The sequence below is a fragment of the Halopiger goleimassiliensis genome (assembly GCF_000455345.1).
Lineage (GTDB): Archaea > Halobacteriota > Halobacteria > Halobacteriales > Natrialbaceae > Halopiger_A > Halopiger_A goleimassiliensis.
Genome location: NZ_HG315690.1, coordinates 2,806,893 through 2,831,360 on the forward strand (window position 1 = coordinate 2,806,893; position 24,468 = coordinate 2,831,360).

The window sequence follows — 24,468 nt, forward strand, 5'->3', positions numbered from 1 at the left end:
AATCGGATTTCGGGGTTCACTACAGCCAGTTCGGTAACTGGACGTGCGTATTGATCGCGGTGTTCGTTGCGAAGTTTGGTGAAACGAAGCGTTCTGCTATCGTGGACTCGAGGAGTAGCCACACCCTCCCCAGCCGATTCGCTCCGTTTCACTCCGCTCATCCCTCGCACGGTTTCGTCGTGTGGCCTCCCCATCGGTCGGCCACACGACAGCGCGCGCCACCGCACGCCAGTTGATCAAGTAGGGAATGATATCTAACAGCCAGTACTGAACACGGTGTTCAGGGCTCGACTGCTAACGACGACGCCGTCACTCGGCGTCCTCGAGTCGCTCCTTGAGTTCCTGCACTTTCGCCATGAGTTCGACCGGCGGCGTCTCGTTGACGTCGAGGGTCTCGAGGTCCTCCAGTACGGCCTTGGCCTCGGGCGGGACGGTCTCGCCGCCGCCGTCGGCGTTGGCCGGGCCGCGGAATTGGCCGCTCGAGAGGTCGAAGACGGTCTGGACGGGTTCGCTCGAGCCGCCGCCCTTGGCCTCGATGGCCTTCTCCTCGCGGAGGCGCTCGAGGACGTCCCGCGCGCGGTCGACGACGGGGTCGGGGACGCCCGCGAGGTCTGCGACGTGGATGCCGTAGGAGCGATCCGTCGGTCCCTCGCGGACGGTTCGGAGGAAGGTGACCTCGCCGTCGCGCTCGTCGGCGGCGACGTGGACGTTGGCGACGCGGGGGAGTTTCTCCGCCAGGCCGGTCAGTTCGTGGTAGTGGGTCGCGAAGAGGGTCTTGGCTTGGACCTCGTTGTGGAGGTACTCCGTCGCGGCCCAGGCGATCGAGATGCCGTCGTACGTGGCGGTTCCCCGGCCCACCTCGTCGAGGATGACCAGCGAATCCTCGGTGGCGGTGTGGAGGATGTTCGAGAGCTCGCTCATCTCGACCATGAACGTCGACCGACCCTGCGCGAGTTCGTCCAGCGCGCCGACGCGGGTGAAGATGCCGTCCACGAGACCGATCTCGGCGTCCTTGGCGGGGACGAAGCTGCCGATCTGGGCCAGCAGGACGATGCAGGCGACCTGGCGCATGTACGTCGACTTGCCCGACATGTTGGGTCCCGTGACGACCAGGAAGCCCCGGTCCTCGTCCATCGCGACGTCGTTCGGGACGAACTCCGTGGTCTGCTCGACGACCGGGTGCCGTCCCTGCTCGATCGCGAGGCGGTCGCCCCGGTGGAGGTCGGGTCGAACCCACCGGTTCTCGGCGGCGTGGGTCGCCAGACTCGCCAGCGCGTCGACGGTCGCCAGGGTTCGCCCGACGTCCTGTAACAGTTCGGCGCGGGCGGCGACCCGCTCGCGCAACTGTTCGAACAGGTCGTACTCAAGGTCGCCGCGGCGCTCCTCGAGTCGGAGAATCTCGCGTTCTTTCTCCTCGAGTTCCTCGGTCGTGAACCGCTTCGAGTTCTTGAGGGTCTTGATCTCCTCGTAGTGGTCCGGCACGTCGTCGGCCGCGGACTTCCCGACCTGGATGTAGTAGCCGTCGGTCTTGTTCCGGTCGACGGTGACGTGGCTCAACCCGTGCTGGCGTTTCTCCCGCTCGGCGAGCGTGTCGAGCCACTCCCGGACCTCCTCGTGGCGCTCGATCACCTCGTCGAGGTCGTCGTCGTAGCCCCGGCGGAACAGTTCGCCCTGGGTCACCGTCGACGGCGGCTCGTCGACGACGGCCGCCTCGAGGGTCTCGCGCAGGTCGGCCGCGGCCTCGCGATCCGGTCGGTCGACGATCGACGAGAGCGGCGACTCCGCGAGGTCGGGGTTCGACGACACGATACTCGCGATCGTCGGCAGGACCGCCAGCGTCTCCCGGACCGCGACGAGGTCCCGGGCGTCGGCGCTGCCGTGGCTCGCCTTCGACGCCAGTCGGGCGAGGTCGTAGGCCTCGCCGAGGGCGTCCTGGAGTTCGTCCCGGGCGAGCGCCGCCGACGAGAGCGCGGCGACCGACGCCTGTCGGCGCTCGAGCGTCTCGAGCGACCGTCGCGGCCGACAGAGCCACTCCTTCAGCAGCCGTCGGCCGGCGCTGGTCTCGGTGTGATCGATCGTCTGGAACAGCGACCCCTCGCTGTCGCCCTGCATCGTCTCGGTCAACTCGAGGTTGCGCTGGGTGGTCGCGTCGAGCGTGACGTGGTCGTCGCCGTGATGGGTCTGGACGCGCGTCATCGACGCGAGGACGCCGGTCCCGGTCTCCTCGACGTACGAGAGGATCGCGCCGGCGGCGGCGAGCGCCGAGTCGCCGACCGCCAGCCGATCGACCGTCTCGCCGCCGAACTGCTCGCGAACGGCGTGTGCGGCTCGTTTCGGGGCGAACGCCTCCGTCTCGTGGAGAGTGAGCGTCGCGTCGAAGCGCTCGCGAACGGCGGTCACCAGTTCGTCGTCGGTTCGGGCCTCGGGACCCGGCAGTACTTCGACGGGGTCGAACCGGTAGAGTTCCGTCAGCGCCTCGTCCTCGTCGTGGGCCTCGGCGACGAGAAAGCGGCCGGTCGTCACGTCGGCGAACGCGAGGCCGTAGGCGGCGTCGTCGCTCCCGCTCGCGCCCTCCCCCACGATGGCCGCGAGGTACTGGGCGTCGGCGTCGGTCGTCTCGAGCAACGTTCCGGGGGTGACGACGCGGACGATCTCGCGGGCGTGGCCGCCGTCGGTCTCGTACTGGTCGGCGACGGCGACCCGGTAGCCGCGCTCGACGAGCGCCTTGAGGTAGGGCGTCAGGTCGTCGAGCGGGACCCCCGCCATCGGGTACGACTGTCCCTGCGAGGACTTCGAGGTCACCTTCAGGTCGAGTTCCTCGCCGACGCGTTCGGCGTCGTCCCCGAAGAACTCGTAGAAGTCCCCGCACTGCATCGCCAGCAGATCGGCGTCGGTCTCCTCCTTCAGCGAGAGGAACTCCCCGACGATCCCCGTCGGTTCGGTCATGTTCGCTCGAGTGTGTTCCGAGGGGTAAAGTGCTACGCTCCGGTTCGCCCCCGGGACGTCACGGGGTGACCCGCAGCACGGAACCACTCGAGGGCAGGTTCGTCGTCCGTCTCAGACGACGTCCTCCACGTCGTCCATTCGATCGATCGTCTCGAGGAGGTCCATCGAAGTCGCTTCCGCCGCCTCGTTTACCTCCAGGAGGTCGTCGAGTTCGCTCGTCAGCGTCTCGGCGTTGTCCATCACCTCGTCGGCCATGCTGGCGAGTTCCTCCGTGCTCGCGGCCTGTTCGTCGGTCGCGGTCGCCACCTCGTCGACGCCCGAGGCCGCCTCGCTGACCGCGGTCTCGATCTCGCCGAGGTTGTCAACCGTCTCCTCGACCAGGTCGACGCCGTCGTCGATCTCGGCGTTGGCCTCCTCGAGGCTCTCGACCGTCTCCTGGGTGTCGTTCTGGATCTGGGTGACCATCCGCTCGATGGTGGCCGCCTCCTCCTGGGACTCCTCGGCGAGTGATTTGACCTCGTTCGCGACGACGGCGAAGCCGTCACCGGCCTCGCCGGCGGTCGCCGCCTCGATCGAGGCGTTCAACGCCAGCAGGTTCGTCTGGTCGGCGATGTCGTTGATCACGTCGACGATCTCGTCGATGCGCTGGACGCCCTCCCGGAGTTGTTCGACGTCCTCCGTGACCTCGCCGGCCGCCTCCTGGACGCCCTCCATCTTGTCGATGGCTTCCTCGGCGGTATCGGTCGTCTCGCCCGCGATCTCCTCCGCCCGCTCGGTGGTCGCGCTGACCTCCTCCGTGTTCGAGGCGATCTCCTCGACGGTAGCGCTGAGGGTCGACATCTCGCTCGCGATTTCGGCCGTCGAGGACGACTGTTCGGCCGCGACGTCGGCGATCTCGGCCGTCCCCTGCCCGATCCGTTTCCCCTGCTCCTGGAGGTCGGACGCGACCTCCTCGAGGTCCGTCCGGATCGACTGGCGCTGCTGGTGCATCGCGCCGAGTTCGGCCATGAACTCGTCGACTTTCGCCCCCATGACGAACTGCTGATCGAGCACCGCCAGCCGGAGGAACGAGAGGGTGCGCTCGACCGTTTCGTCTACCGCCTCCGCGACGGCGTCACCGTCCGCGTCGTCGCCGTACTCGGATTTGACGTCCGAGCCGATCTCGTCGACGATCCGATCGTAGTACTGCATGTACGACGCGACGAACTCGTTGAGCCCGGGTTCGACGAACGGGTCGGCGGGGGCGAACTCGATGCGCTCCTCGAAGAACGACCGGTCGTACTCGCCGCGACCCATCGCCTCGAGGTAGGCGCTGTGCTCCCGCTCGAACGTCTCCGGATCGAGTTCCGACTCGGCGATCGCGTCGGCCAGTTTCGGATCGCTCCGGACGTTCTCGGTGTACGCCGCCGCGAGGTCGTCGCTGACCCGCTCGAAGAGGTCCGCCTGTGACTCGAGTCGCCGTTCGTCCGCGGGTCCGAACCCGACGAGGTCCTTGGCCCGCTCGACGGTCGTTCGATCGAGGCTCGCTCCCTGGGTGGTTCCGTCGGGGCTTCCCGCTCCTCCGGGCGACCCGTCCTGACGAGACATATCCTTGCCACGGTAACTCACGTCCATAAGTATTCTTGCCAGATGTACGTCACCCACCCAACAGATAGCAGTTTGCAGCGATTTAGAAGCCACTTCACCACACTGATGAGCAGACAACTCGTTTACCGTTGAACGGGCGATCAGAAAGTCACGCGTCTCCCTCGGCGGGGTTCTTTTATGCCACACGTGGTAGGGGACGCCCAGCCAATGGCCGTCTCTCCCGACCACCGCGTCCTCGTCCCGGTCGACGTCCTCGGCGGCGAGAGCGTCCCGCAGCGCCTCGTCGACGTCCTCGCGTCCGTCCCAGTGGTGGTACTCGCGTACCGCGAGATCCCCGATCAGGTGGGGACCGATCAGGCCCGCGACCAGTACGCCGACCGCGCCCGGTCGAAACTCGCGGACCTCCGGACGGCGTTCGAGGACGCGGGCTGTCCCGACGTCTCGACGCGACTCGTCTTCACCCACGATCGGCTTCGGACCTTCGAGCGCATCGCGCTCGAGGAGGGCTGTACCGCGGTGGTGTTGCTCAACCCGGCCCCCGTCCTCGAGTCGGTGCTCGTCGCCGTCAGAGGGGACGTCCACCTCGAGCACATCGCCGCGTTGCTGAGCGCCGTGCTGGCCGGCACCGACCTCGCGGTGACGTTCTTCCACGTCGTCGACGAGGAAGGGGATCGCCAGCAGGGAGAGGCTATCCTCGAGGACGCCACCGAGGCGCTGGTCGCCGCCGGCGTCGACCGTGGCCGCATCGAGACGCGGGTGGCCGTCGACGGCTCGCCGTCCCAGGAGATCATCGCGGCCGCGGACGACCACGACCTGCTCGTCGTCGGCGAGAGTCGGCCCTCCGTCCGCCGGGTGATCTTCCGCGACCGGGCGAAGACGCTCGCCCGCGGAACCGTCGATCCCGTACTGGTGATCCGCGGCGAGTACCTCGAGCAGGACGAAGACGACGACTCGAACGACGGCGGTCCCGCCGAATCGTCGGACGACGAACCGACCTGACTCGAGAATCCGCGAGCGCCCCGCCGACGCGAACCGGAGCCCTCACTCGAGCGGACGAACAGGCGTCGCGCCCGTCAGGGGTGGTCTTCCTCGAGCCGTGGATCGGCCTCGTCGGTGCGGTTCTCCCGACCGTCTTGGCCCTCGCGGTGGCGAACGACGATTACCGGGCCAACCGTCTCGGTGGCCACGCGCTCGGCCGCCTCGCCGAAGAGGAGCGAGCGCAACGACGGGGCGCGTTCGCCCATCACGACGGCGTCGTGGTCGGCCGCGGCGTCGACGAGCCCCTTGAGCGGCGCGCCGTCGACGACGAGTTCCGACCGGGCGTCGATCCCGTCGTGCTCGAGGTCCGCCGCGGCGATCTCGAGGAGTTCGCGGCCGGCGGGGGCGTCCTCGGTCGCGAGAAAGAGCGTGACGCCGACGTCGCGCTCGTCGATCAGGGCCGCGACGAAGGCCCGGATGCGGTCGACGGCGACGTCGCCGGTCAGCGCCACGAGGAGTCGATCGACCGGTCCCGTCGCACCCGTGATGGCGTAGGCGTCCGCGGCCGTCTCGGCGGCGACGCGATCGATCGTCCGCTCGCGGTCGTGGGTGAACACGAGTCGGTGGTCGGCGTCCTCGAAGTCGGCGGCGAGGTCCTCGAGCGCGGCGGTCGCCCGCTCCTCGTACTGCAACCGGGCCTGATCGGGCGGCGTCTGTTCGGGGAGGACGTGGTAGCCCAGCAGGGTCACGGCCGTCGGCTCGAGCAACGTCGCGAGCCCGGCGGGTACCGTCTCGCCCTCGAGGATCGAAAGCGGGACGAGTACGCGGCGACGGTCGCGGGTAGGATCGTCGGTCGTCATCGGATTGCCCCCTTCAGCGTTACGTCCCGGGCGTAATAGGCGTACCAGCCCGCCGTCAGCACGACGATGGCCGCCCCGACGAGTTGCGACGCCGGTTGCATGAACCACACGAGGACGAAGCTCGCCACCGCGCCGAGTACCGGGACCACGGGATACCCAGGGACCCGAAAGTCGGGATCGTACCAGTCGGGGTCCTCGCGCCGTACGGCCAGCAGCGCAACGCAGATCAGCCCGTACATCACGAGGTGGAGCACGGAGGCGACCTCGGCGAGCAACTCGACGCGGCCGGTCGCCGTCAGCACGAGGATCGGTCCGCCGGCCAGCCCCAGCGCGACGTGTGGCGTGCCGTACCGGAGGTTGATCCGACTCGCCCGCCGCGGCAGCAGGGCGTCCCTCGAGACGGCGTAGATGGCCCGGGACGTGCTCAGCACCGAGGCGTTGGCGCTGGACATCGTCGCCAGCAGGCCGCCGAAGACGATCGCGAGCGCGCCAGCCGTTCCGAGGTAGTGGCGACCGACCTCGACCATCGCCGTCTCGCCGAGTCCGGCCAACTCGTCGCTGCCGAACGCGCTCGTGGCCACGAAGATGGTCGCGACGTAGAGCACGCCGACGACGAGCACCGAGCCGATCATCGACAGCGGCAGGTTCCGCCCCGGATTCCGCATCTCGCCGGCGACGGTCGCCACCTGCGCGAAGCCGAGGTACGAGGTGAACACGAGCGCCGCGGTCGTCAGGATCGGCACCGCCCCGTGGGGGGCGAAGCGCTCCGGCGCGCTCGGTTCGCCGATCAGCCCCACCGCGTCCAGTCCGCCGAAGCCGAGAAAACAGACGAGGATCGACAGCAGCAACGCGACGATCCCGTTCTGGAGTTTGGCGGCGTTCTCGGTTCCCGTCACGTTCAGGACCGTAAAGCCCGCACCGGCGAGCAGCGCTACCGGGACGACCAGCGTCTCGCCAACCGCGACGCCGATTTCCGCGAGCGCGTCGACGACGTAGTAGCCGAACCCGACCAGGTAGAATGCCGTCGCGAACACCAGCCCGAACCACAGCGAGAGACCGACGACGGCCCCCGCGAGCGCCCCCAGGCCGCGGGAGATGAAGTAGTAGCCGCCGCCGCTTCTGGGCATCGCGGTCGCGAGTTCCGACGTCGGCAACGCGACCAGCAGCGCGACGACGGCACCGATGGCGAACGAGACCGCGGCGGCGGGACCGGCCTCCCCCGCGGCGAGTCCGGGGAAGACGAAGATGCCGGCCCCGATCATCGTTCCGATCCCGATCGCCAGCCCGCCGGCGAGCCCGAGCGTTCGCTCGAGTTCGGCGTCGTCGGTGATCGTCGCCGCGTCCGTCTCGACCGCCGGCTCGATCCGGGGCGACTCGCCCTCGAGGTTCGCCCCCACGGTCGACGCCGAATCGTCGGCCATACCGACCGTACGGTTGCCGAACGTATACCCCTACTGTCGAGTGTCGGGACGGTCAGAAACTGACGACGGTGAACCTGCGAATAAATTAAAACAACAGCCCGCCAAGCGGCACGTCCTCGTCCGGCTCGACCAACACCGGATACCCCTCCTCGTCGGGGACGCCGACGGTCAGCGCCTCGGATTTGAACCCCGCGATCCGCACGGAACCGAGGTTCGTCGCACACAGTACCTGCCGTCCCTCCAGTTCCGCGGGGTCGTAGTGGTGGTCCAGCTGCGCCGCGGACTGGACCTCGCCGTGCTCCTCGCCGAGGTCGATCCACAGCTTCGTCATCTTCGGCTTGTTCGCTTCCTCGAACCGCTGCGCCTCGAGTACTTCGCCCACGCGAATATCGGCGTCGAAAGGCGTCTCGACCATGTGGTGTGAGAACACGAGGGACCGTAAATAGCCGACGAACGCGGCGACGTTCGATCCGTTCTCCCACTCGAGACCGGTCCCGGGTGACCGACTCCGTCGCTACCGGTCGACCGAGTGGTTGACCGCACCCGGTCCTCGCCCCACGTCGTAGTAGGAGGCGATGGCTCGAGCGAGGAAGTCCGTCGCACCCTCGACCGCCGACTCGAGGTCCTCACCCCGGGCCAGTCGGGCGGCGATGGCCGCCCCGAGCGAACAGCCCGAGCCGTGGGTGGCGTCGGTGTCGACGCGCTCGTGTTCGAACGTCGTCGTCCCCTCGGGCGTGACGAGGTGGTCCCGAACCGTGTCGCCGGGGACGTGGCCGCCCTTGACGAGCGCCGCGTCGGCACCCATCTCGAGCAGCGCGTCGCCCGCCTCCCGCGCGGTCCCGTCGTCCTCGACCGTGATGCCGGTCAGCACCTCGGCCTCGTCGGCGTTGGGCGTGACGACCCGCGCGTGGGCGATCAGGTCCTCGTAGGCCGCTTCGGCGGACTCGTCGAGCAACCGGTCGCCGGAGGTCGCGACCATCACGGGGTCGACGACCAGCGGGAAGTCAAAGTCGGCGGCACGCTCGGCCACGAGGTCGACGACCTCAGTCGTCGCGAGCATCCCCGTCTTCGCCGCGCCGACGTCGAAGTCGCCGACGACGGCGTCGATCTGGGCCGCAATTTCGTCGGTCGGGAGGACGGACGACGACTCCACACCGCGGGTGTGCTGGGCCGTCACGGCGGTGATCGCCGACGTACCGTAGACCTCGTGCGTCGCGAACGTCGCCAGATCGGCCTGGATGCCGGCCCCGCCGCCGGAGTCGCTGCCCGCGATCGTCAGCGCGACCGGTCGCCGTTCGGGCGTCGGTTGCTTCATAGGCGAGTCTATTCGCCGGTTATACAAATCGATGATGGTCCTCTCCGCACTTTTCTTTCGGGAACGGTAGAGAGCCAGTATCGGTAGAGACCTACGATTCGACTGCCATCCACCGGTGGTGCGCGCTGTCGGCCAGCCGAACGACTGTGAGGCTGGCCGACGAAGTCGCGCGAGGGATGAGCGAACGCAGTGAGCGAATCGGCTGGGGAGGGTGTGGCTACTCACCGTGTCCACGATAGCAGGACGCTTCGTTTTGACATCCCCCCTTCGAACGCACCATTCAGTCTTCGAGTCTACGATAGCAGGACGCTTCGTTCATAACAAGAACGGTCTCGGCGTACTTTCAAGGTGTCCTGGGAAGACGATACGGCCGTGACCGAACGCGATCCCGACCTCGAGCGCGTGCCCGGAACGGAGGACGGCTACCGCATCGACGGGCGGCTGTTCGGCCAGCCCGGTCGGGTCGCCGTCTACGTGCTCGATACGCCGAAGCCGGCCGTGATCGACACCGGGACGGCGGATACGACGCCCGACGTCGTCCGGGCCGCGCTCGAGGAACTCGATATCGCTCGCGACGAGGTGGCCCACCTGATTCCCACGCACGTCCACCTCGACCACGCCGGCGGAGCCGGTGAACTGGCGCGAGCGTGTCCGAACGCGACCGTCCACTGCCACGAACGGGGGATCGACTTCCTCACCGATCCCGAGTTGCTCGAGAAGCTGAAACGGAGCGTCGAGAGAGCCCTCGGCATGGAGGCACCCTACGGCGATCCCGACCTCGTCCCGGCCGAGCGCGCCCGGGCGATCCGCGACGGCGACACGATCGACCTCGGCGACCGGACGCTCGAGGCCATCGACGCGCCGGGGCACGCACCCCACCAGGCCTGCTTCTTCGACGGGACGACCGACACGATGTTCGTCGCCGACGCCGCCGGGATGCTGCTCGAGGGCGACCTCTCCCCGGCCACGCAGCCCCCGAACTTCGACCTCGAGGACGCCGTCTCGACGGTCCGCCGTCTCCAGACGTTCGACCCCGAGACCCTCTGTTATCCCCACTTCGGCGTCGCGACCGACGCGACGGCCCGCCTCGAGACCTACGAGGCGATGCTCCCCGAGTGGGTCGAGACGGTCGCCGCGGCGGCCGAGACGACCGACGACCCGCTCGAGATCGCGAACGACCTCCGCGAGGAGTGGGGGTCGATGGGCCTCGAGGGCGACGTCGCGGGAGTGTTGCAGTACCTCGAGGAAACCGGCGATACGCGACGGTCCGATACCGAGTGACCTGCCACACACCGCCTGTGGACCCACCATCCGGCTCGATCACGAGCCCTCTCTGGTTCCACCCGACTTATCACCACGGGAGAACAGCAGGGCGTATGCTCTTTCCCGAGCACCTCGAGACGGAGCGGCTCCGCCTCGAGCGGCTGTCCCCCGAGACGGTCGACGTCTTCGCGTACTACGAGCACTGCTCGCACCACGAGCCGGCGATCGACGAGATCACGGCGTATCTCCCGTGGCACCCCCACGAGACGGTGAAAGAGACGACGGAGTACCTCGAGGAGCTGGCCGCGAAGTGGGAGGCGGGAACCCGCGCGGAGTACGTGCTCCGACCGAAGGACGGCGAGGACGGCGCGGACGAGATCGCGGGGTCGGGCGGCCTGCTCGTCGACTGGGAGCGACGGACGGGAAAGCCGGCGATCTGGCTCCGCAAACGGTTCTGGGGCCGGGGCTACTCCGGCGAGCGGGCGGCCGCCGTGCTCGAGCTGGCTTTCGACCGGCTCGAGCTGGACCTCGTTGCCGTCCCCGTTCAGGACGGCAACGAGAACTCGCGGGCGGCCGTCGAGCGCTACGTCGAGGCCCACGGCGGCCAGTACGACGGCATCGTCCGGAACGCGACGGTCCGCCCCGACGGCGCGATCGTGGACCACCACCGGTACACGATCACCCGCGAGCAGTACCGCGGTGCGGTCGACGACTAGCCGCGACGTACGTTTCGGCCGGGGCGTAACCACCTTCGGCCTCACGAGCCGGTTTCGAAACGGGAACGGGTTACTCCAAAGCGTAACAAGGGACTCCGGCATAGCAGGGGTAGATGGCCCACTCGCTGCCGACGTCCCGTCGGTCGGACCTCGAGTTCTCCACGCGGGAGCTGACGGGTGCGCTAGGGGATTCGGTTACCGTCCTCCCCCTGCTGGTCGCGCTCGGGGCGACGACGAGCGTCTCCCTCCCCCACGTGCTGGTCGGCTTCGGCGTCTTCCAGATCGTCTGGGGACTCTACTACGGCCTGCCGCTGTCGGTCGAGCCGATGAAGGCGCTGGTCGGGCTGGCCATCGTCGGCTCGCTCTCGTACCCGGAACTGGCCGCCGCGGGGCTGCTCGCGGGCGGGGTCTTGCTCGTCGTCGGCCACCTCGGCTGGATCGGCGAGATTCAGCGCCTCGTCGGTGAACCCGTGATCCGGGGCATCCAGTTCGCCGTCGCCCTCCTGTTGCTCGAGGCCGCGGTCGACCTCTCGCTCGCGTCGCCGACGGTCGCCGCCGCGGGCGTCGCGGTCGTCGGCCTGGTCGCGCTCGCGGGGTACAGCCGCTCGAGCGTGCTGGTCGTCCTCGCTATCGGCGGCGCAGCGGCGGTCGCGACGGCTGGCGTCCCGACGCCTCACGTGCCGGACCCCGCGCTGTTTCCCGCCGGAACGCCGACGGTCTCGGCGGCGGCGCTCGAGGGAACCGTCGCACAACTGGGGATGACGATCGGGAACGCGGCCATCGCGACCGCGTTGCTCTGTGGCGACCTCTACGATCGGGACGTCTCGGCCGACGCGCTCTCGAGGAGCATGGGCGTCACCTGCCTCGCGGCGGTGCCGATCGGCGGCGTCCCGATGTGTCACGGCAGCGGCGGGCTCGCGGGCAAGTACGCCTTCGGCGCGCGAACGGCGGGCGCGAACGTCCTGCTGGGGCTCGGCTACGTCGCGCTGGCGCTGGTCGCGACCGGGACCCTGCTGGCGGCCTTCCCGATGGCCGTGCTCGGCGTCTTGCTCGTCGTCGTTGCGGTCGAACTCGGCCGGGCCGCGTTCGCTCCGGTCGAGGGAGTACCGGCGCTGGCGTTCGTCGTCGTCGTCGGTGCCGTCGGCCTCGCGATCAACGTCGGGGTCGCATTCGTGCTCGGGGCCGTCGGCTACTGGTGGTGGGAGAATCGGCCGGCCTAGCGGGCGATACTACTGCCACTTGACGCCGACGTCGTGCAGCTCGTCGTTGTACTTCGCGATGTTGATGACCAGCGGCGTGACGCTCTCGACCTCCGCGGCGTTCGCGAGCGGGCCGGCGTCTAACGCGCGCAGCCCCTCGATCTCGTTCGAGAGGTCGAGTACCGTCCGCTTCGCGTCGGCATCGTCGGCGACGACGAGCGTATCGAGGTCGAACGCGACCTCGAGGTCGGCGAGTTTGCCCGCCGCGAGGTTGTGGAAGGCACCGACGACGGGCACCTCGTCGGGCGCACGCTGGGCGACGAGTTCGGTGACGCTGCCGGCACCCGGCGGGTGGTAGTGCATCCCGTCCTCGTCGCCTTTCATGCCGACGGCGGGCGTCACGAGGATCGTGTCCGAGTCGAGGCGGTCCGCGACCGCCTCGACCGTGTCGCCGGCGTAGTAGGGAGGTACCGAGAGGACGACCACGTCGGCCCGGTCGGCGGCCATCTCGTTGGCGAACCCCTTGACGTCGGCGTCGACGCCGCGGTCCTCGAGGGCGGCCTCGTAGTCGGCGACCGCGTCGCGGGCCTTCTCCGGGTCGCGCGACCCGATCAGGACCTCGTGGTCCGTGTCGTGCGCGAACCGGAGCGCCAGTCCTTCGCCGATGTCGCCGGTGCCGCCGAGGAGTGCGATTCGCATACTCGCTTCTCCGGGCGGTACCCGAATAAAAGAACCGGAGAGCGGCCGATCTCGCCGCCAGTTCGGGTATTGGGGTTCGAGAGCGATACACAGCGTATCGGAAGTCGTTCATAGGAGTCGGTAGCGCTGTGAACTGAACGGTGAGTTCGATCGGCGACTATCGAAATGAAGCGTCCTGCTATCGTGGACACGGGGAGTTGCCACGCCCTCCCCAGCCGATTCGCTCCGTTTCACTCCGCTCATCCCTCGCACGGTTTCATCGTGCGGCCTCCCAATCGGTCGGCCGCACGACAGCGCGCGCCACCGCAGATCAATCGATCAGACACGAAACAATACCTACACAGCCTGAACTAATCGAGTTCGAAATCCACGCGACCCGATCTACGACGCTCCCGCACACGATCTACTGTACGTCACGGCCGGCCCACCCGAGACCGGACGACGGTCGCGGCGGTACGTCGGTACGGCAGTCCGCGTCAGGTATAGACCGAGACCTGCGTCTCGGCCTCGTCGTCCGGGCCGATCACGCGGGCCGGAAACGTCTGGTCGGTCGCGGCGGGGTAGGTCTCGAACTCGAGCGTCGCCGCACCGGACTCGCCGGGGCCGAGGGTGATCTCCTGGGTGTCGACCAGTTCCGGGTCGTGCCCGACGACGAGTTCGAGGTGCTGGGTGACCGCCGACGACCCCTCGTTCGCGACGTCGACGATCACCTCGAGCGTGTCCCCGGCCGGCAGCGGCGCGTTCGTCGAGCGGATCGAGACCGAGACGCCGTCGTCCGGGTCCTCGCCCTCGAGGAGTTGCCAGCCGTCGGCGACGGCGATCCGGCCGTCGGAACAGATCACCCACGGCAACACGGTACAGGTGTGACAGAACGCGTCCGTCGAGAGCGTCGCGGTGTCGCTCTCGCCCGCCAGGTCCTGGACCTCGAGCAGCACGTCGGCCTGGGTGAGCCACCAGACGACCCGATCCAGGCCGCCGCCGGGATCGGACGCCGAGAGGGAGACCTCGTACCGGTCGCCGCGGCCGACCGCGAGGGTATCGTCGGCCGGCGTCCTGTCCTCGACGGTGGGCGGTCCGTTCGCGTCGGGACCGACGTCGACGGTCCACGTGGCGGCGTACGACCCCCCGTCTTCGGGGAGGACCGCCGCAGCGACGTCGTGCGTGCCCGGCGACTCGAACTCGTGGCGGAAGTAGTCGGCGTCGGCTTCCCCGAAGTAGGCGTGCTGCCAGGGGCCGCCGACCCCGCCGGCCACTCGATCGCCGTCCACCCACCACACCGTCCGCTGGGAGCGGCCCGGGTCGACGGCACCGGCCTCGAAGAACACCTCGGTTCCCGTCCCGACCGCGAGTTCGCCGTCGGGGCTGGCCGCGGGCAGCGGTGACGCCCCCTCGACCGAGACCGTCGTCTCGGCCGTTCCGTAGTCCGTCTCGACGCGAACGGGGAACGCGTCGTCCCGCGGGACGGGGTAGGTGTAGAACCCCTGCCGAACGGTCTCCGTCTCGCCGGCGCGAACGGTCAACACGCGGCGTTCGATCCGCTCGGGATCCTCGCCGACGATCAGTTCGACCGCAGTCCGGACGTCCGACGTCCTGCGGTTCTCGAGCGCGGTCGTGACGCGGAGGTACTCGCCCGCGGGCACCGGCCCGTCGGTCTCCACGATCGACACCTCGAGGGGGCCGTCCTGTCCTCCCGCGGCGGCCCCGGCGTCGCGGGCACCGACGGCCTCGCCCAGCGTCCCGAGAACGAGCCCACCTGCTGAGATCCCTTCCAGGAGACGGCGTCGCAGTTCGTCCATGTCGGTCGCTACCCAAAAGGCCGACAAAAAGCGCCGCCACGGTTGCGACGGCAACGGCTCGTTACCGCTCGCGCCCGAATCCGGCTGTGGGCGGATGCGCCCGAGGACTCGCCGTAGGGGTCGCTTACCGGGCGCGTTGCAAAGCCGACTACGGTGCGTCTTCCTCGTCCGGGTTCATCGCCGCGCCGAGTTCGCTGTCGTAGGCGTCCCTGTTCTCGATCTCCCGAATGCGTTGATCGAGGCGATCCTCGAGTTCCTGACGGCGCTGCTCGTCCACGTCGGGATCGTTCCCCAGCGCCTCGAGGTCCGATCGGGCCGTCCGCAGCGTCGACAGCGCCTCCTCGGTCTCGAGATCGGTCGCGCGATCCAGGCTGCGTTCGACGTCCGCGAGGGTCGTGTCGGTCACGGGTTCTTTTCCACCCGAGCGGTGTTCAATTGCGGGCCGGGAATCGCCACGGACCGGCCGACGCCTCCCGTTCAGGTCGTCTCGGCCGGGAACTGACAGCGCAAGCCCGACACTTTCCGGCGGCTCCCCGTAACGACGGGTATGAGCAACGAAACGGCGACCCCGACCGGGTACGGCTTCGGCGGCAGCTTGAACTGGCTGCTCGGCGGTGCTGTCGGCGGCCTCGTCGGGTCGGCCATCTTCGGCGCGCTGCTGTGGCTCGTCGATCCGACCATCGTCACCGACGACATCCCGGCGATCTACGGGCTCGAGCCGGGGACGATCGGCTGGGGCTTTCACCTCCTGCACGGGCTCGTTCTCGGCTCGATCTTCGGCTTTCTCGTCACTCGAGGCCCGGTCTTCGGCACGCTCACGGCGGACGTCGAGACCGGTTTTCTCGCCCGGATGGGACTGGGGACGCGACTCGCGCTCGCCGGCTTCGTCTACGGGCTGGCGGTGTGGGCCGTCCTCCCGATGATCGCCCAGTCGCTGCTGCTGGTCCTCGGCGGCGCGGGTGAGCCAGCCTTCCCCGTCGCGGCCTTCGAGAGTCTCCTCGGGCACCTGCTGTACGGGCTCCTCCTCGGCGCGCTGTTCTCGCTGTTCGTCGACGTGTCCCGCGCCGAGGCCGAAGGGGGCGACGCGCCGTTCGAAGAGGAACACGAGTCGACGGGCGGTCGGTAGCGGAATCGAGCGACCGAGACGTAGCAGCCGGACCTCCGGACCGCGGGCGGGCGTCGGCGGCGGTCACCAGCTACTATAGTCGCGCGGTCGTCGCTCCGCTATGGAGCCTACCGCCGTCGCCCACCGCGGCTACGCCGGCGTCGCCCCCGAGAACACCGTCGGTGCGGCCGTCGCGGCCGCCGAACGGGACGAGACCGCGATGATCGAAATCGACGTCCAGCCGGCCGCCTGCGGGACCCCCGTCGTAATCCACGACGAGCGACTCGAGGGACAGCGAGCGGGACGGCCGCTCACCGACGCCGAGGGACCCGTCCGGGAGACGCCGCTCGAGACGCTCCAGTCGGCCAGGGTGCTGGGGACCGACGAGACGGTGCCGACGCTCGCCCGACTGCTCGAGGCGCTCCCGGAGACGGTCGGCCTCAACGTCGAACTGAAGAACCCGGGCGTCCCGGCGGCCGACCTCCGGACCGGCGAAGCGCTGTCCGACGCGGAACGGGAGCGTCGCCGCGAGGGCTGGCAGCCCTTCGTCGAACGCGTCGTTGCCGAGTGCGACGCCTTCGACGGGGAGGTACTGTTCTCGTCGTTCTGCGAGGGCGCGCTCGCCGCCCTTCGGGACGTCACGCCCGACTACCCCGCGGCTGCGCTCGTCTGGGACGACCTCGAGGCCGGCCTCGAGGTGGCCCGACGGTACGACTGCGAGGCGATCCACCCGCCGAAAACCGCCATCGCCGGGACCGACCTGGCGGGGACCGCGTACGCCGGGTTCCCGGGAGAGGAGCCGACGGTGGACGTACTCGAGGTCGCTCACGACGAGGGGATGGTGGTCAACGTCTGGACGGTCGAGACCTGGCTCGAGGCCGACCAACTGGCCGCGGCGGGCGTCGACGGCGTCATCGTCGACTACCCCGGTCTCGTCTCGAGCGGGTGATCAGGGGACCGTTTTCGTGAACCCGAACCAGCAGGCAGCCACCTGGACGAGGCCGGCCAGCGTTGCGGTGACGCGGTCCGTGGTCAGCCAGTCGAGATCGAACAGGACGAAGGCGGCGATCGGGAGCGCGCCCAGCGCGATGGCGTAGAGAGTCACCCGGATGAAGTCGTCCGGCTCGAGCCCGAGCCGTTCGAGCCCCCCGTAGAACGCCAGCCAGCCGGCGGCGACGGTCGCCGCGAGGGCGAACGCGGCGTTGAGGAGCATCGTCTCGGTCGTGAACGCCTCGAGAGCGACCCGCAGCGGGAGGAAGGCCAGCGGCAGGAAGACGATCGCGAGCCAGACGAAGGTCCAGACGCCGGAGGGATCGACGCCGAGACGATCGAATCCGTCTCCGACGAGCCACGTAGCCCCGATGGCGGCTACGACGAAGACGACGACCCAGAGCAACTCCCCCGGTATCGGACCGGCGGCCGGCGATCGGTCGGCCAGACCGGTACCCACCATCACGACGACAGTCGCGATCCAGACCAGCGCGATGAACGTACCGATCGATCGCGAGAGGTCCGTGACGGTCGTCTCGAGGGTCGCTCTGACAGACCCCGTCATCGACCGTCGATACGCCATCATGTCTGATAGTTGTTCCGTTCGTTCCTGTTCGCAGCGAAAGAACCGTCCCTGGGCGTCAACGCGGTCGTTCGACGGATTCCGATGCGCCCATCCGCGTCGTTACGTCGACTCGCCCGGCCGGTCGGGGTGGCGGGCGTCCAGGTCCTCGTTCGCCGGTCCCTCGAGCACCTCCCCGTCGGGCGAGAAACGGGAGCCGTGACAGGGGCAATCCCAACTGGCCTCGGCGTCGTTCCACTCGACGAGACAGCCCATGTGCGAACAGACGGCTGAGACCGCGTGGACCTCGCCGTCCTCGTCGCGAGCGACGGCGACGGGGTGGGAACCCTCCCGGACGACGAGCCCCTCGCCGCGATCGACGTGCTCGAGGTCGGGGGACAGCAGCGTGCGCGCCCAGTCGGTGACGAACTGGCTCGCCGCGTCGGCGTTCTCGGTGACCGTCTTCCCGAGGGACGCTTTCGGCGTGAACCGCAGCGGATCGAACAGGTCGGCTTCGGGCGGCCGATCGCCCGTGAGCAGGTCGGCCAGCAGTCGGCCGGCGGCGACGCCGTTGGTCATCCCCCAGCCGCGAAAGCCGGTCGCGACGTAGACGCTCTCGGTTCGGGGTTCGGCGCGGCCGACCAGCGGCACCTTGTCGGCCGAGACGTAGTCCTGGGTCGACCAGCGGTAGGCCACGTCCTCGACGGGGAATCGCTCGCGCGCCCAGTGCAGGAGTCGGCGGTAGCGCTCGATCGTCGATCCGCCCTGGCCGGTCTTGTGGTCCTCGCCGCCGACGAGCAGGAGGACGCCGTCCTCGTCGCGGTGGGTCCGGACCGACCTGTAGGAGTCGCCCGTCCGGTAGTACATCCCCTCCGGCGGCCGCCCGTCGATCCGCAACCCGAGCACGTAGGAGCGTTTCGGATGCACGCGCGCGAAGTACCCTGCCCGATCCCGGATCGGAAAGCCGGTCGCCACGACGATATCGGCGGCCCGGACGATCCCCTCCTCCGTGCGGACGCGGGCCGGCTCGCCGGGGTCGACGTCGGTGACCCGCGTCCCCTCGTAGATCGTCGCCTCGTCGTCGGCGTGTAGTTCGTCCGCAACTGCGAGCAGGTACTTCCGGGGGTGAAACCACGCCTGATCCTCGAACCGCATCGCCGCCTGGGCTCGCTCGAACGGCGGCACCGAGGTGACGTAACTGGCCTCGAGTCCCGCCACGCGGGCGGCGTCGGTCTCGCGTTCGATCGCGTCGGGTTCGTCGCCGTAGAGGTAGGAGGGGACGCGCTCGAACGCGGCGTCGATTCCCAGGTCGTCGATGCGGTCCTCGACCCTGTCGATCGCCTCCTCCTGGACCGCAGCGTACCGGCTCGCTGCCTGGCGACCGAACTCCCGCCGCAGGTGATCGTAGATCGCGCCGTGCTGGCTCGTCAGTTTCGCCGTCGATTTGCCCGTCACGCCCGTCGCTACCCGATCGCGCTCGAGGACGACGACCGATCGGCCCCGCTCGCGGAGTTCGATCGCCGTCGACAGGCCGACGATGCCGCCCCCGACGACGGCGACGTCGGCCGAATCGGTCCCCTCGAGTCGCGTTACATCCGCCTCCCGGGTCTCCTCGGACGTGCTCGCGAGCCAGGGGGAGGTCGGTTCGCCCGGCAGCGCGTGGGTGCGTGAAAAGTCGGCCATCGGAACGACCCTCACTACGGGAACCGGCGGCAAAAAACGCGGTCCCGTCGATAGCCACCATCGTCACTCGCGCCTCGGGAAACCACCGAAACCAGTACGGGAGTTCGTTGCAACTACGTTCGATCGAATTGCCCCTCAGTACAGGCCGTATCGCTATCGTGCGTTATGCGATGGCGTGCGCTGTCGATCGGCCGAGCGACTGAGAGGCCGATCGACGAAGTCGCGCGAGGGATGAGCGACCGGAGGGAGCGAATCGGCTGGGGAGGGCGTGGCCACTCCTCGAGTCCACGATAGCAGAACACTCCAGTTCGTCACACCAAACGCAGTACGCTCCGATTCGTCACCACCTAACGCGGCACGCTCCGATTCGTCATCGAGAGTAGGTCTCGAGCGCGACGATCCGACCGGCGTCGAGTTCGAAGAAGTCCGCGAACGCGAAGAGTACCCGGTCGCCGTCCAGCACGCGACCGCGTGCGGCCACCCGCCCGTCCTCGCCGATCACGGCCTCGAGTTCGTGGGTCGTGTCGGGATTGGGGCGCTCCTCGCGCATGAACCGGACGAACGCCTCGCGCCCCTCGAACGTCCGATCCGGCCGGCGCTGGCGGAACTCTGGGGCGAGGATCGACTCGAGCGCCGCGTAGTCGTGCTCGTCGAGCGCGTCGTAGTACCGACGGACGAGGGCGACCCGGTCCATACGCGGGTGGTTTCGGCTCGAGGGGCAAAAGCGTGGTACTCGTCCGACGGCCCAACCGGCGACTCAACTATCGGGAGGGTTACAGGAACTGAGTTCAGCGAACCCTTACACGATATCCCGTCGTGTGTGATCCCATGGCAACAGCCGACGACTTCCACGAAGTCGTTCCGCTCGCGGACCTCGAGGAGAGCGGCCGCGAACTGACGAGCGTCGACGGGGTGCCGATCGCCCTCTTCCACCACGAGGGAGAGGTCAGGGCGGTGAACAACCGCTGTCCCCACATGGGGTTCCCGCTGGTCGAGGGCACCGTCGACGACGGGATCCTCACCTGTCACTGGCACCACGCCCGGTTCGAACTCTCCTGTGGCGACACGTTCGACCCGTGGGCCGACGACGTCCAGACCTACCCCGTCGAGGTACGCGACGGGACCGTCTACGTGAACCCGACCCCGGCCCGGGAGCTGCCGCCGGCGGAGCACTGGGCCGACCGGCTCGGGACGGGGCTCGAGGAGAACCTGCGGCTGGTCGTCGCGAAGGCGACCATCGGACTGCTCGACGCCGGCGTCGACTACCGCGACCCGGTCGCCCGAACCCTGGCGTTCGGGACGCAGTACCGCGACGCCGGCTGGGGGCGCGGGCTCACCGTCCTCGGCTGTATGGCGAACATGATCGACGACCTCGAGGGGCGGGACCGGAAGCGGGCGCTGTACACCGGCGTCAGGTACGTCGCGAACGACTGCGCCGGCGAAACGCCGAACTTCGAGCAGCCGGCGCTGTCGACCGACGCCGTCGGATTCGACCGCCTCAAGACCTGGTTCCGCGACTGCGTCGAGTTGCGCGACGCCGACGGCGCAGAGCGCTGCTTGCGGACCGCCGTGGCGACGGGCCGCTCGGAGGCCGAACTCGCAGAACTGGTCTTCGCGGCCGCGACGGATCACCCCTATCTCTCGGCCGGCCACGTCCTCGACTTCGCGAACACGGCGTTCGAGACGCTCGATCACGTCGACGACGACCACACCGCTGACGCGCTCGCGAGCCTCGTCGAGCCGCTCGTCACCGCCGATCGCAGCGACGAGCAGTCGGCCTGGCGACAGCCCGTCGACCTGGTCGCGCTCCTCGAGGACGTCTACGGCGGCGACGTGACCGAGACGAGCGGCCTCGAGGCGCTGGCGAGCGAGGGCGACGGCGCGACGTGGTCGCCGCCGGCCGACTTCCAGGAGACGCTGCTGGGGGACGACCCCGACGCGATCGTCGACGCCCTGGCCGGCGCGGTCCGGGCGGGTGCGACGACCGAGGATCTGGCCGCGGCGGTCGCCCACGCCGCCGCGACCCGGGTCGCGCAGTTCGGCACGGCCAACGAGTTCGGCGACTGGGACACCGTCCACCACACGTTCACCTACGCCAACGCGGTGGAGGGAGCGACCCGCCGAACCGACGCGGTCGAACTCTACCGGGCCGTCTTCGACGCCGCTCTGAGCGTCTACCTCGATCGGTTCCTCAACACGCCGCCCGCGCGGGTCCCCGAACCTGGCGAGGACACCGGCCGCGATCCGGACGCGATCCGGGAGGAACTGCTCGAGACGTTCGACGCGGACGGCGAGGTCAACCGCGCGGGGCGGCTCGTCGGAGAGTTCTTCGACTGCGGCGGCGACCCGGCGGCGCTGAAGCGGACGCTCGGACACGGCCTCCTGCGCGAGGACGCCGACTTCCACACCCTCCAGAACGTCGAGGCGGCGTTCCGCCGGTTCGACCGCGTCGGGGAGCGTCGGTTCGAGGCCGAGGAAAGCGCCGACCTCGAGCAACGCCGCCGGGTTCCGCTGATCGCGACGGCCCGCTACATGGCCGCCCACTTCCCGACGCGCCGCGAGGCCGAGCAGACGTTTTCGATCGCGACGCGGCTCGGACGCGGGGAACGGCTTCACGAGTGACCCGACGGGGCGAGCGATCGAGTCTCGCGCTCGCCCATCGACTGGCTTTTTTCCGCTCCCGCCGTAGCTCCCGACGTGGAGTGTCACGTCTACTACGAGGGCGACGACGACCCCGAGAAGTGCACCGCGCGCCGCCTCGAGCGGTTCGACGAGGCGACCCTCTACCGCTCGATGGGGCAGGTGCCCTACGGGATCGTCCTCAACCCTCACGCCGAGCAGGCGCTCTCGCCGGCCGACGCCGACGAGGGGCTAGGGACCCTCGTGGCACTCGACTGCTCGTGGGAGTCGGCCGAGGCCGCCTCGTTCCGGATGAACGGCGTCCACCGGGCGCTCCCCTTCCTCGTCGCCGCGAACCCGGTCAACTTCGGGAAGCCGTTCCGCCTCACGACCGTCGAGGCGCTGGCTGGCGCGTGCTGTATCCTCGGTGCCCGGGAACGGGCCGAGGAGCTGCTCGAGCCGTTTCGCTGGGGCGAGACGTTCCTCGAGATGAACGCCGAGCCGCTGCGCCGGTACAGCGAGTGTACCGACTCGAGCGAGGTCGTCGCCGTCCAGGACGACTATCTCGCCGACGAGTGATAGCGAGCGAGAGGATACGCGTCGAGGGACCACAGCGGTTATATGCGCCACGGGCCAACGGAGCGATATGGCACGCTTCGACGCCGCAGAAGACCGGACGCTCGAGAAAATGATCTGCATGCGCTGTAACGCGCGCAACCCCGAACGCGCCGACACCTGCCGCAAGTGCGGCTACGGAAACCTCCGTCCCAAGGCCAAGGAACCGCGCGCAGCCTGATCGCGGCTCGAGCGGTCGGTTCTCCGACAGTTCGTTCGCTACGTCGCCGTCGGCTCGAGGCCGGAGTCGGGCGTCGGCTCCATCGGCGTCGCGCATCTCCCAGCTCGCCGACGCGAACTGGGGTCGTATTTTCATCAAATCAAAGATACTAATTACCCCGGTTCCAATAGCCGGGTATGAAGCAGTTAGTAACACTGACTGAACGGCACATCGAACTGTTCGCGTCGCTGGGAGGTGAGCGGTAATGGAGCCGACTGTGGGGCCGTCGTTTAGCGACCGGATCGCCGCTGTAATCGAGAACAGTCTCCTCACCGCCATCGACCTGATTCCGACGGTCATCGGCATGGTCCTGATCGCCTACGCGGGGCTGTTCCTGGGTCGAAAACTCCAGCCGACGATCACGAACGCCGGTCGTCAGATCGGACTCGACGAGAAGGTCCGCGAAACGCCGTTCGCGGCCGTCTTCCCGGACGGTGAGGACGGGGTCTCGCGGACCTTCGCGGGCCTGTTCAAGGCCTACCTCGTCGTCGTCGCCTTCCTCGTGGCCGTCGAGTGGTTCATGTACAGCGCCGCCGGCACCTCGCTGGTCTACGTGACGAACATCGGTCAGGACCTCCTGAGCTACGTTCCGGGCCTCGTCCTCGGCCTGTTCGTCCTCTTCATCGGCTTCTTCGTGGCGAACTGGGCCGCCGAACAGGTCCGCGAATCCGACGTCGCCAACCAGTTCACCCCCGCGCTGAGCGGTGCGACGAAGGCGATCCTCTACTTCGTCGTCATCGTCATCGGCCTCGACACGATCGACGGGATCAACGCCGGCGTCCTCCACACGTTCGCCGAAGCCTTCGCCTACGCCGCCGGCCTTGCCGCCGCCATCGCTATCGGCGTCGCCTTCGGCTGGGGTGGCAAGGACTACGTCGCCGAAAACATCGACGACTGGTTCGAGGACACCTCCGACGTCGCCAAAGACGCGGCCGCCCCCGGCGACGACTGAACGCGCTCGCATCCGGCGCTTTTCGACGCGTTTTTTCGCTCCGGATACCAGCGGTTGCTCCGATAGCCGTTAACGAAGGGGTCGTGTCGCTCGCGGACTACTCGTCCGGATACTTCGGCTCCCGTTTTGCCGCCCGCTCGAGCGCCGTCTCAGACCCACCTTTTTCCGCTCGGGTTCGCTCCCAGCGGTCGCTCACCCCTCGCGCAAAAATCTGGACCAAAAAGCCGCTCACTCCCGACGGTCGTTCGCGGTCACTCGTCCGGATACTTCGGTTCCCGCTTCGCTGCCCGCTCGAGGGCCGTCTCCACGACGTCCCGCACGTCGCCGTGGAAGACGCCGCCGTGACCCGAGTACATGTGCTCGACGCCCTCGGGCATGCGCTCGAGGAGGTCCCGGATGCTCTGGATGAGGCGGTCGCGGGACTGGCCGACCATGTCGGTCCGTCCGAAACTGCCGTAGTCGAACGCGCCGTCGTCGTGGACGACCACGTCGCCCGAAAACAGCGAGTTCTCGGAGACGAACGAGACGTGATCGTCGGCGTGGCCCGGCGTGTAGACCACGTCGAACGCCTCGTCGCCGATCGTGACGGTGTCACCGTCCTCGAGCGCCCGCGTTCTGGCCGGGTGGTCGTCGTAGGCGTACACCTCGGGATCGAAGGCGTCGACGACGGCCTCGAGTTGGGCGACGTGATCGCCGTGCTGGTGGGTCAGCACCACGGCGTCGACGTCGTCCGCGTGCGATCGAATCTCCTCGACGACGCCGTCCCAGGCCCCGGCGTCGACGAGCGTCGTCCGTTCCCCCTCGGCGAGGAAGGCGTTACAGGTGAACGTCTCCGCAGGTTCGGTGACGTGGGTAACCTCCATAACCGGCTACTCGGCCGCCGCCCCCAAAAACGGTGCCGTCGGCTGTCGAGGTCCCGCCATAGGCGAGCGTATTTCCCGG

Annotated in this window: 22 protein-coding genes and 1 pseudogene; 10 read left to right on the plus strand and 13 right to left on the minus strand. The window is 68.8% G+C overall.

Annotated features, from left to right (window positions below):
• Window positions 1-309 precede the first annotated feature (309 nt).
• The gene (gene mutS, locus TX79_RS13735; protein WP_049928003.1) at window positions 310-2,946 is read right to left on the minus strand and encodes a DNA mismatch repair protein MutS; all 2,637 of its coding nucleotides are present in this window, start codon (window positions 2,944-2,946) and stop codon (window positions 310-312) included.
• 111 nt (window positions 2,947-3,057) lie between these two features.
• Window positions 3,058-4,533 carry a globin-coupled sensor protein gene (locus TX79_RS13740; RefSeq protein ID WP_049928403.1) on the minus strand — a complete coding sequence of 492 codons (1,476 nt, stop codon included), beginning with the start codon at window positions 4,531-4,533 and terminating at the stop codon, window positions 3,058-3,060.
• Between the two features lie 207 nt (window positions 4,534-4,740).
• Between TX79_RS13740 and TX79_RS13745 the strand changes: the two genes are divergently transcribed.
• A complete protein-coding gene (locus tag TX79_RS13745) occupies window positions 4,741-5,532 on the plus strand; it encodes a universal stress protein (RefSeq protein ID WP_049928004.1) in 792 nt (263 codons plus the stop codon).
• Between the two features lie 74 nt (window positions 5,533-5,606).
• On the opposite strand, the gene TX79_RS13750 is transcribed toward TX79_RS13745, so the two are convergent.
• The 4 genes and pseudogenes from TX79_RS13750 to thiD form a co-directional block, all read right to left on the minus strand.
• On the minus strand, window positions 5,607-6,371 hold the full coding sequence (locus tag TX79_RS13750; RefSeq protein WP_049928005.1) for a universal stress protein: 765 nt from the start codon (window positions 6,369-6,371) through the stop codon (window positions 5,607-5,609).
• Window positions 6,368-7,792, minus strand: coding sequence for an APC family permease (locus TX79_RS13755; RefSeq protein WP_049928006.1), 1,425 nt, complete (start codon window positions 7,790-7,792; stop codon window positions 6,368-6,370). The genes TX79_RS13750 and TX79_RS13755 overlap by 4 nt, the downstream gene beginning before the upstream one ends.
• Window positions 7,793-7,877: 85 nt before the next feature.
• A complete protein-coding gene (locus tag TX79_RS13760) occupies window positions 7,878-8,207 on the minus strand; it encodes a tRNA-binding protein (protein WP_049928007.1) in 330 nt (109 codons plus the stop codon).
• A 105-nt stretch (window positions 8,208-8,312) separates the two neighbouring features.
• Window positions 8,313-9,107 (minus strand): annotated as a pseudogene (gene thiD, locus TX79_RS13765) (bifunctional hydroxymethylpyrimidine kinase/phosphomethylpyrimidine kinase); the annotation flags it as partial.
• 372 nt (window positions 9,108-9,479) lie between these two features.
• Between thiD and TX79_RS13770 the strand changes: the two are divergent.
• The 3 genes from TX79_RS13770 (at window position 9,480) to TX79_RS13780 (ending at window position 12,306) form a co-directional block, all read left to right on the plus strand.
• Window positions 9,480-10,388: an MBL fold metallo-hydrolase gene (locus tag TX79_RS13770; RefSeq protein ID WP_195892503.1), complete on the plus strand. Its 909-nt coding sequence runs from the start codon at window positions 9,480-9,482 to the stop codon at window positions 10,386-10,388.
• 95 nt (window positions 10,389-10,483) lie between these two features.
• Complete coding sequence (locus TX79_RS13775) at window positions 10,484-11,086, plus strand: GNAT family N-acetyltransferase (RefSeq protein WP_049928010.1); 603 nt, start codon at window positions 10,484-10,486, stop codon at window positions 11,084-11,086.
• Between the two features lie 113 nt (window positions 11,087-11,199).
• Window positions 11,200-12,306: a putative sulfate/molybdate transporter gene (locus TX79_RS13780; protein ID WP_049928011.1), complete on the plus strand. Its 1,107-nt coding sequence runs from the start codon at window positions 11,200-11,202 to the stop codon at window positions 12,304-12,306.
• A 9-nt stretch (window positions 12,307-12,315) separates the two neighbouring features.
• Here TX79_RS13780 and npdG read toward each other — a convergent pair whose 3' ends face one another.
• From npdG to TX79_RS13795, 3 genes are all read right to left on the minus strand, one after another.
• Window positions 12,316-12,984, minus strand: coding sequence for an NADPH-dependent F420 reductase (gene npdG, locus TX79_RS13785; RefSeq protein WP_049928012.1), 669 nt, complete (start codon window positions 12,982-12,984; stop codon window positions 12,316-12,318).
• Between the two features lie 476 nt (window positions 12,985-13,460).
• Complete coding sequence (locus tag TX79_RS13790) at window positions 13,461-14,780, minus strand: hypothetical protein (protein ID WP_049928013.1); 1,320 nt, start codon at window positions 14,778-14,780, stop codon at window positions 13,461-13,463.
• A 148-nt stretch (window positions 14,781-14,928) separates the two neighbouring features.
• A complete protein-coding gene (locus TX79_RS13795) occupies window positions 14,929-15,186 on the minus strand; it encodes a hypothetical protein (protein WP_049928014.1) in 258 nt (85 codons plus the stop codon).
• Between the two features lie 141 nt (window positions 15,187-15,327).
• On the opposite strand from TX79_RS13795, the gene TX79_RS13800 reads away from it, so the two are divergent.
• Window positions 15,328-15,906, plus strand: coding sequence for a hypothetical protein (locus tag TX79_RS13800; protein WP_049928015.1), 579 nt, complete (start codon window positions 15,328-15,330; stop codon window positions 15,904-15,906).
• Between the two features lie 100 nt (window positions 15,907-16,006).
• Complete coding sequence (locus TX79_RS13805; protein ID WP_049928016.1) at window positions 16,007-16,834, plus strand: glycerophosphodiester phosphodiesterase; 828 nt, start codon at window positions 16,007-16,009, stop codon at window positions 16,832-16,834.
• Here the strand turns inward: TX79_RS13805 and TX79_RS13810 are convergent, their stop codons facing one another.
• From TX79_RS13810 to TX79_RS13820, 3 genes are all read right to left on the minus strand, one after another.
• Window positions 16,835-17,440 (minus strand): hypothetical protein, encoded by a 606-nt coding sequence (locus TX79_RS13810; protein WP_049928404.1) that lies wholly within the window; start codon window positions 17,438-17,440, stop codon window positions 16,835-16,837. It abuts the gene before it with no gap.
• 120 nt (window positions 17,441-17,560) lie between these two features.
• Window positions 17,561-19,120, minus strand: coding sequence for an FAD-dependent oxidoreductase (locus TX79_RS13815; protein WP_049928017.1), 1,560 nt, complete (start codon window positions 19,118-19,120; stop codon window positions 17,561-17,563).
• A gap of 370 nt (window positions 19,121-19,490) precedes the next feature.
• A complete protein-coding gene (locus TX79_RS13820) occupies window positions 19,491-19,814 on the minus strand; it encodes a nuclear transport factor 2 family protein (RefSeq protein WP_049928018.1) in 324 nt (107 codons plus the stop codon).
• Between the two features lie 134 nt (window positions 19,815-19,948).
• Between TX79_RS13820 and TX79_RS13825 the strand changes: the two genes are divergently transcribed.
• The 4 genes from TX79_RS13825 to TX79_RS13840 all read left to right on the plus strand — a co-directional run bounded on the left by TX79_RS13825 (window position 19,949) and on the right by TX79_RS13840 (window position 23,526).
• Window positions 19,949-21,742, plus strand: a complete 1,794-nt coding sequence (locus TX79_RS13825; RefSeq protein WP_049928019.1) for a Rieske (2Fe-2S) protein — start codon at window positions 19,949-19,951, stop codon at window positions 21,740-21,742.
• Between the two features lie 75 nt (window positions 21,743-21,817).
• Window positions 21,818-22,318, plus strand: coding sequence for a DUF367 family protein (locus TX79_RS13830; protein WP_049928020.1), 501 nt, complete (start codon window positions 21,818-21,820; stop codon window positions 22,316-22,318).
• Window positions 22,319-22,385: 67 nt separating this feature from the next.
• Window positions 22,386-22,535 carry a 50S ribosomal protein L40e gene (locus tag TX79_RS13835; protein ID WP_049928021.1) on the plus strand — a complete coding sequence of 50 codons (150 nt, stop codon included), beginning with the start codon at window positions 22,386-22,388 and terminating at the stop codon, window positions 22,533-22,535.
• 244 nt (window positions 22,536-22,779) lie between these two features.
• Entirely contained in the window at window positions 22,780-23,526 is a 747-nt protein-coding gene (locus TX79_RS13840; protein WP_049928022.1) for a mechanosensitive ion channel family protein, read from the plus strand.
• A gap of 251 nt (window positions 23,527-23,777) precedes the next feature.
• Here TX79_RS13840 and TX79_RS13845 read toward each other — a convergent pair whose 3' ends face one another.
• Window positions 23,778-24,389 carry an MBL fold metallo-hydrolase gene (locus TX79_RS13845; RefSeq protein ID WP_049928023.1) on the minus strand — a complete coding sequence of 204 codons (612 nt, stop codon included), beginning with the start codon at window positions 24,387-24,389 and terminating at the stop codon, window positions 23,778-23,780.
• Window positions 24,390-24,468: the final 79 nt, after the last annotated feature.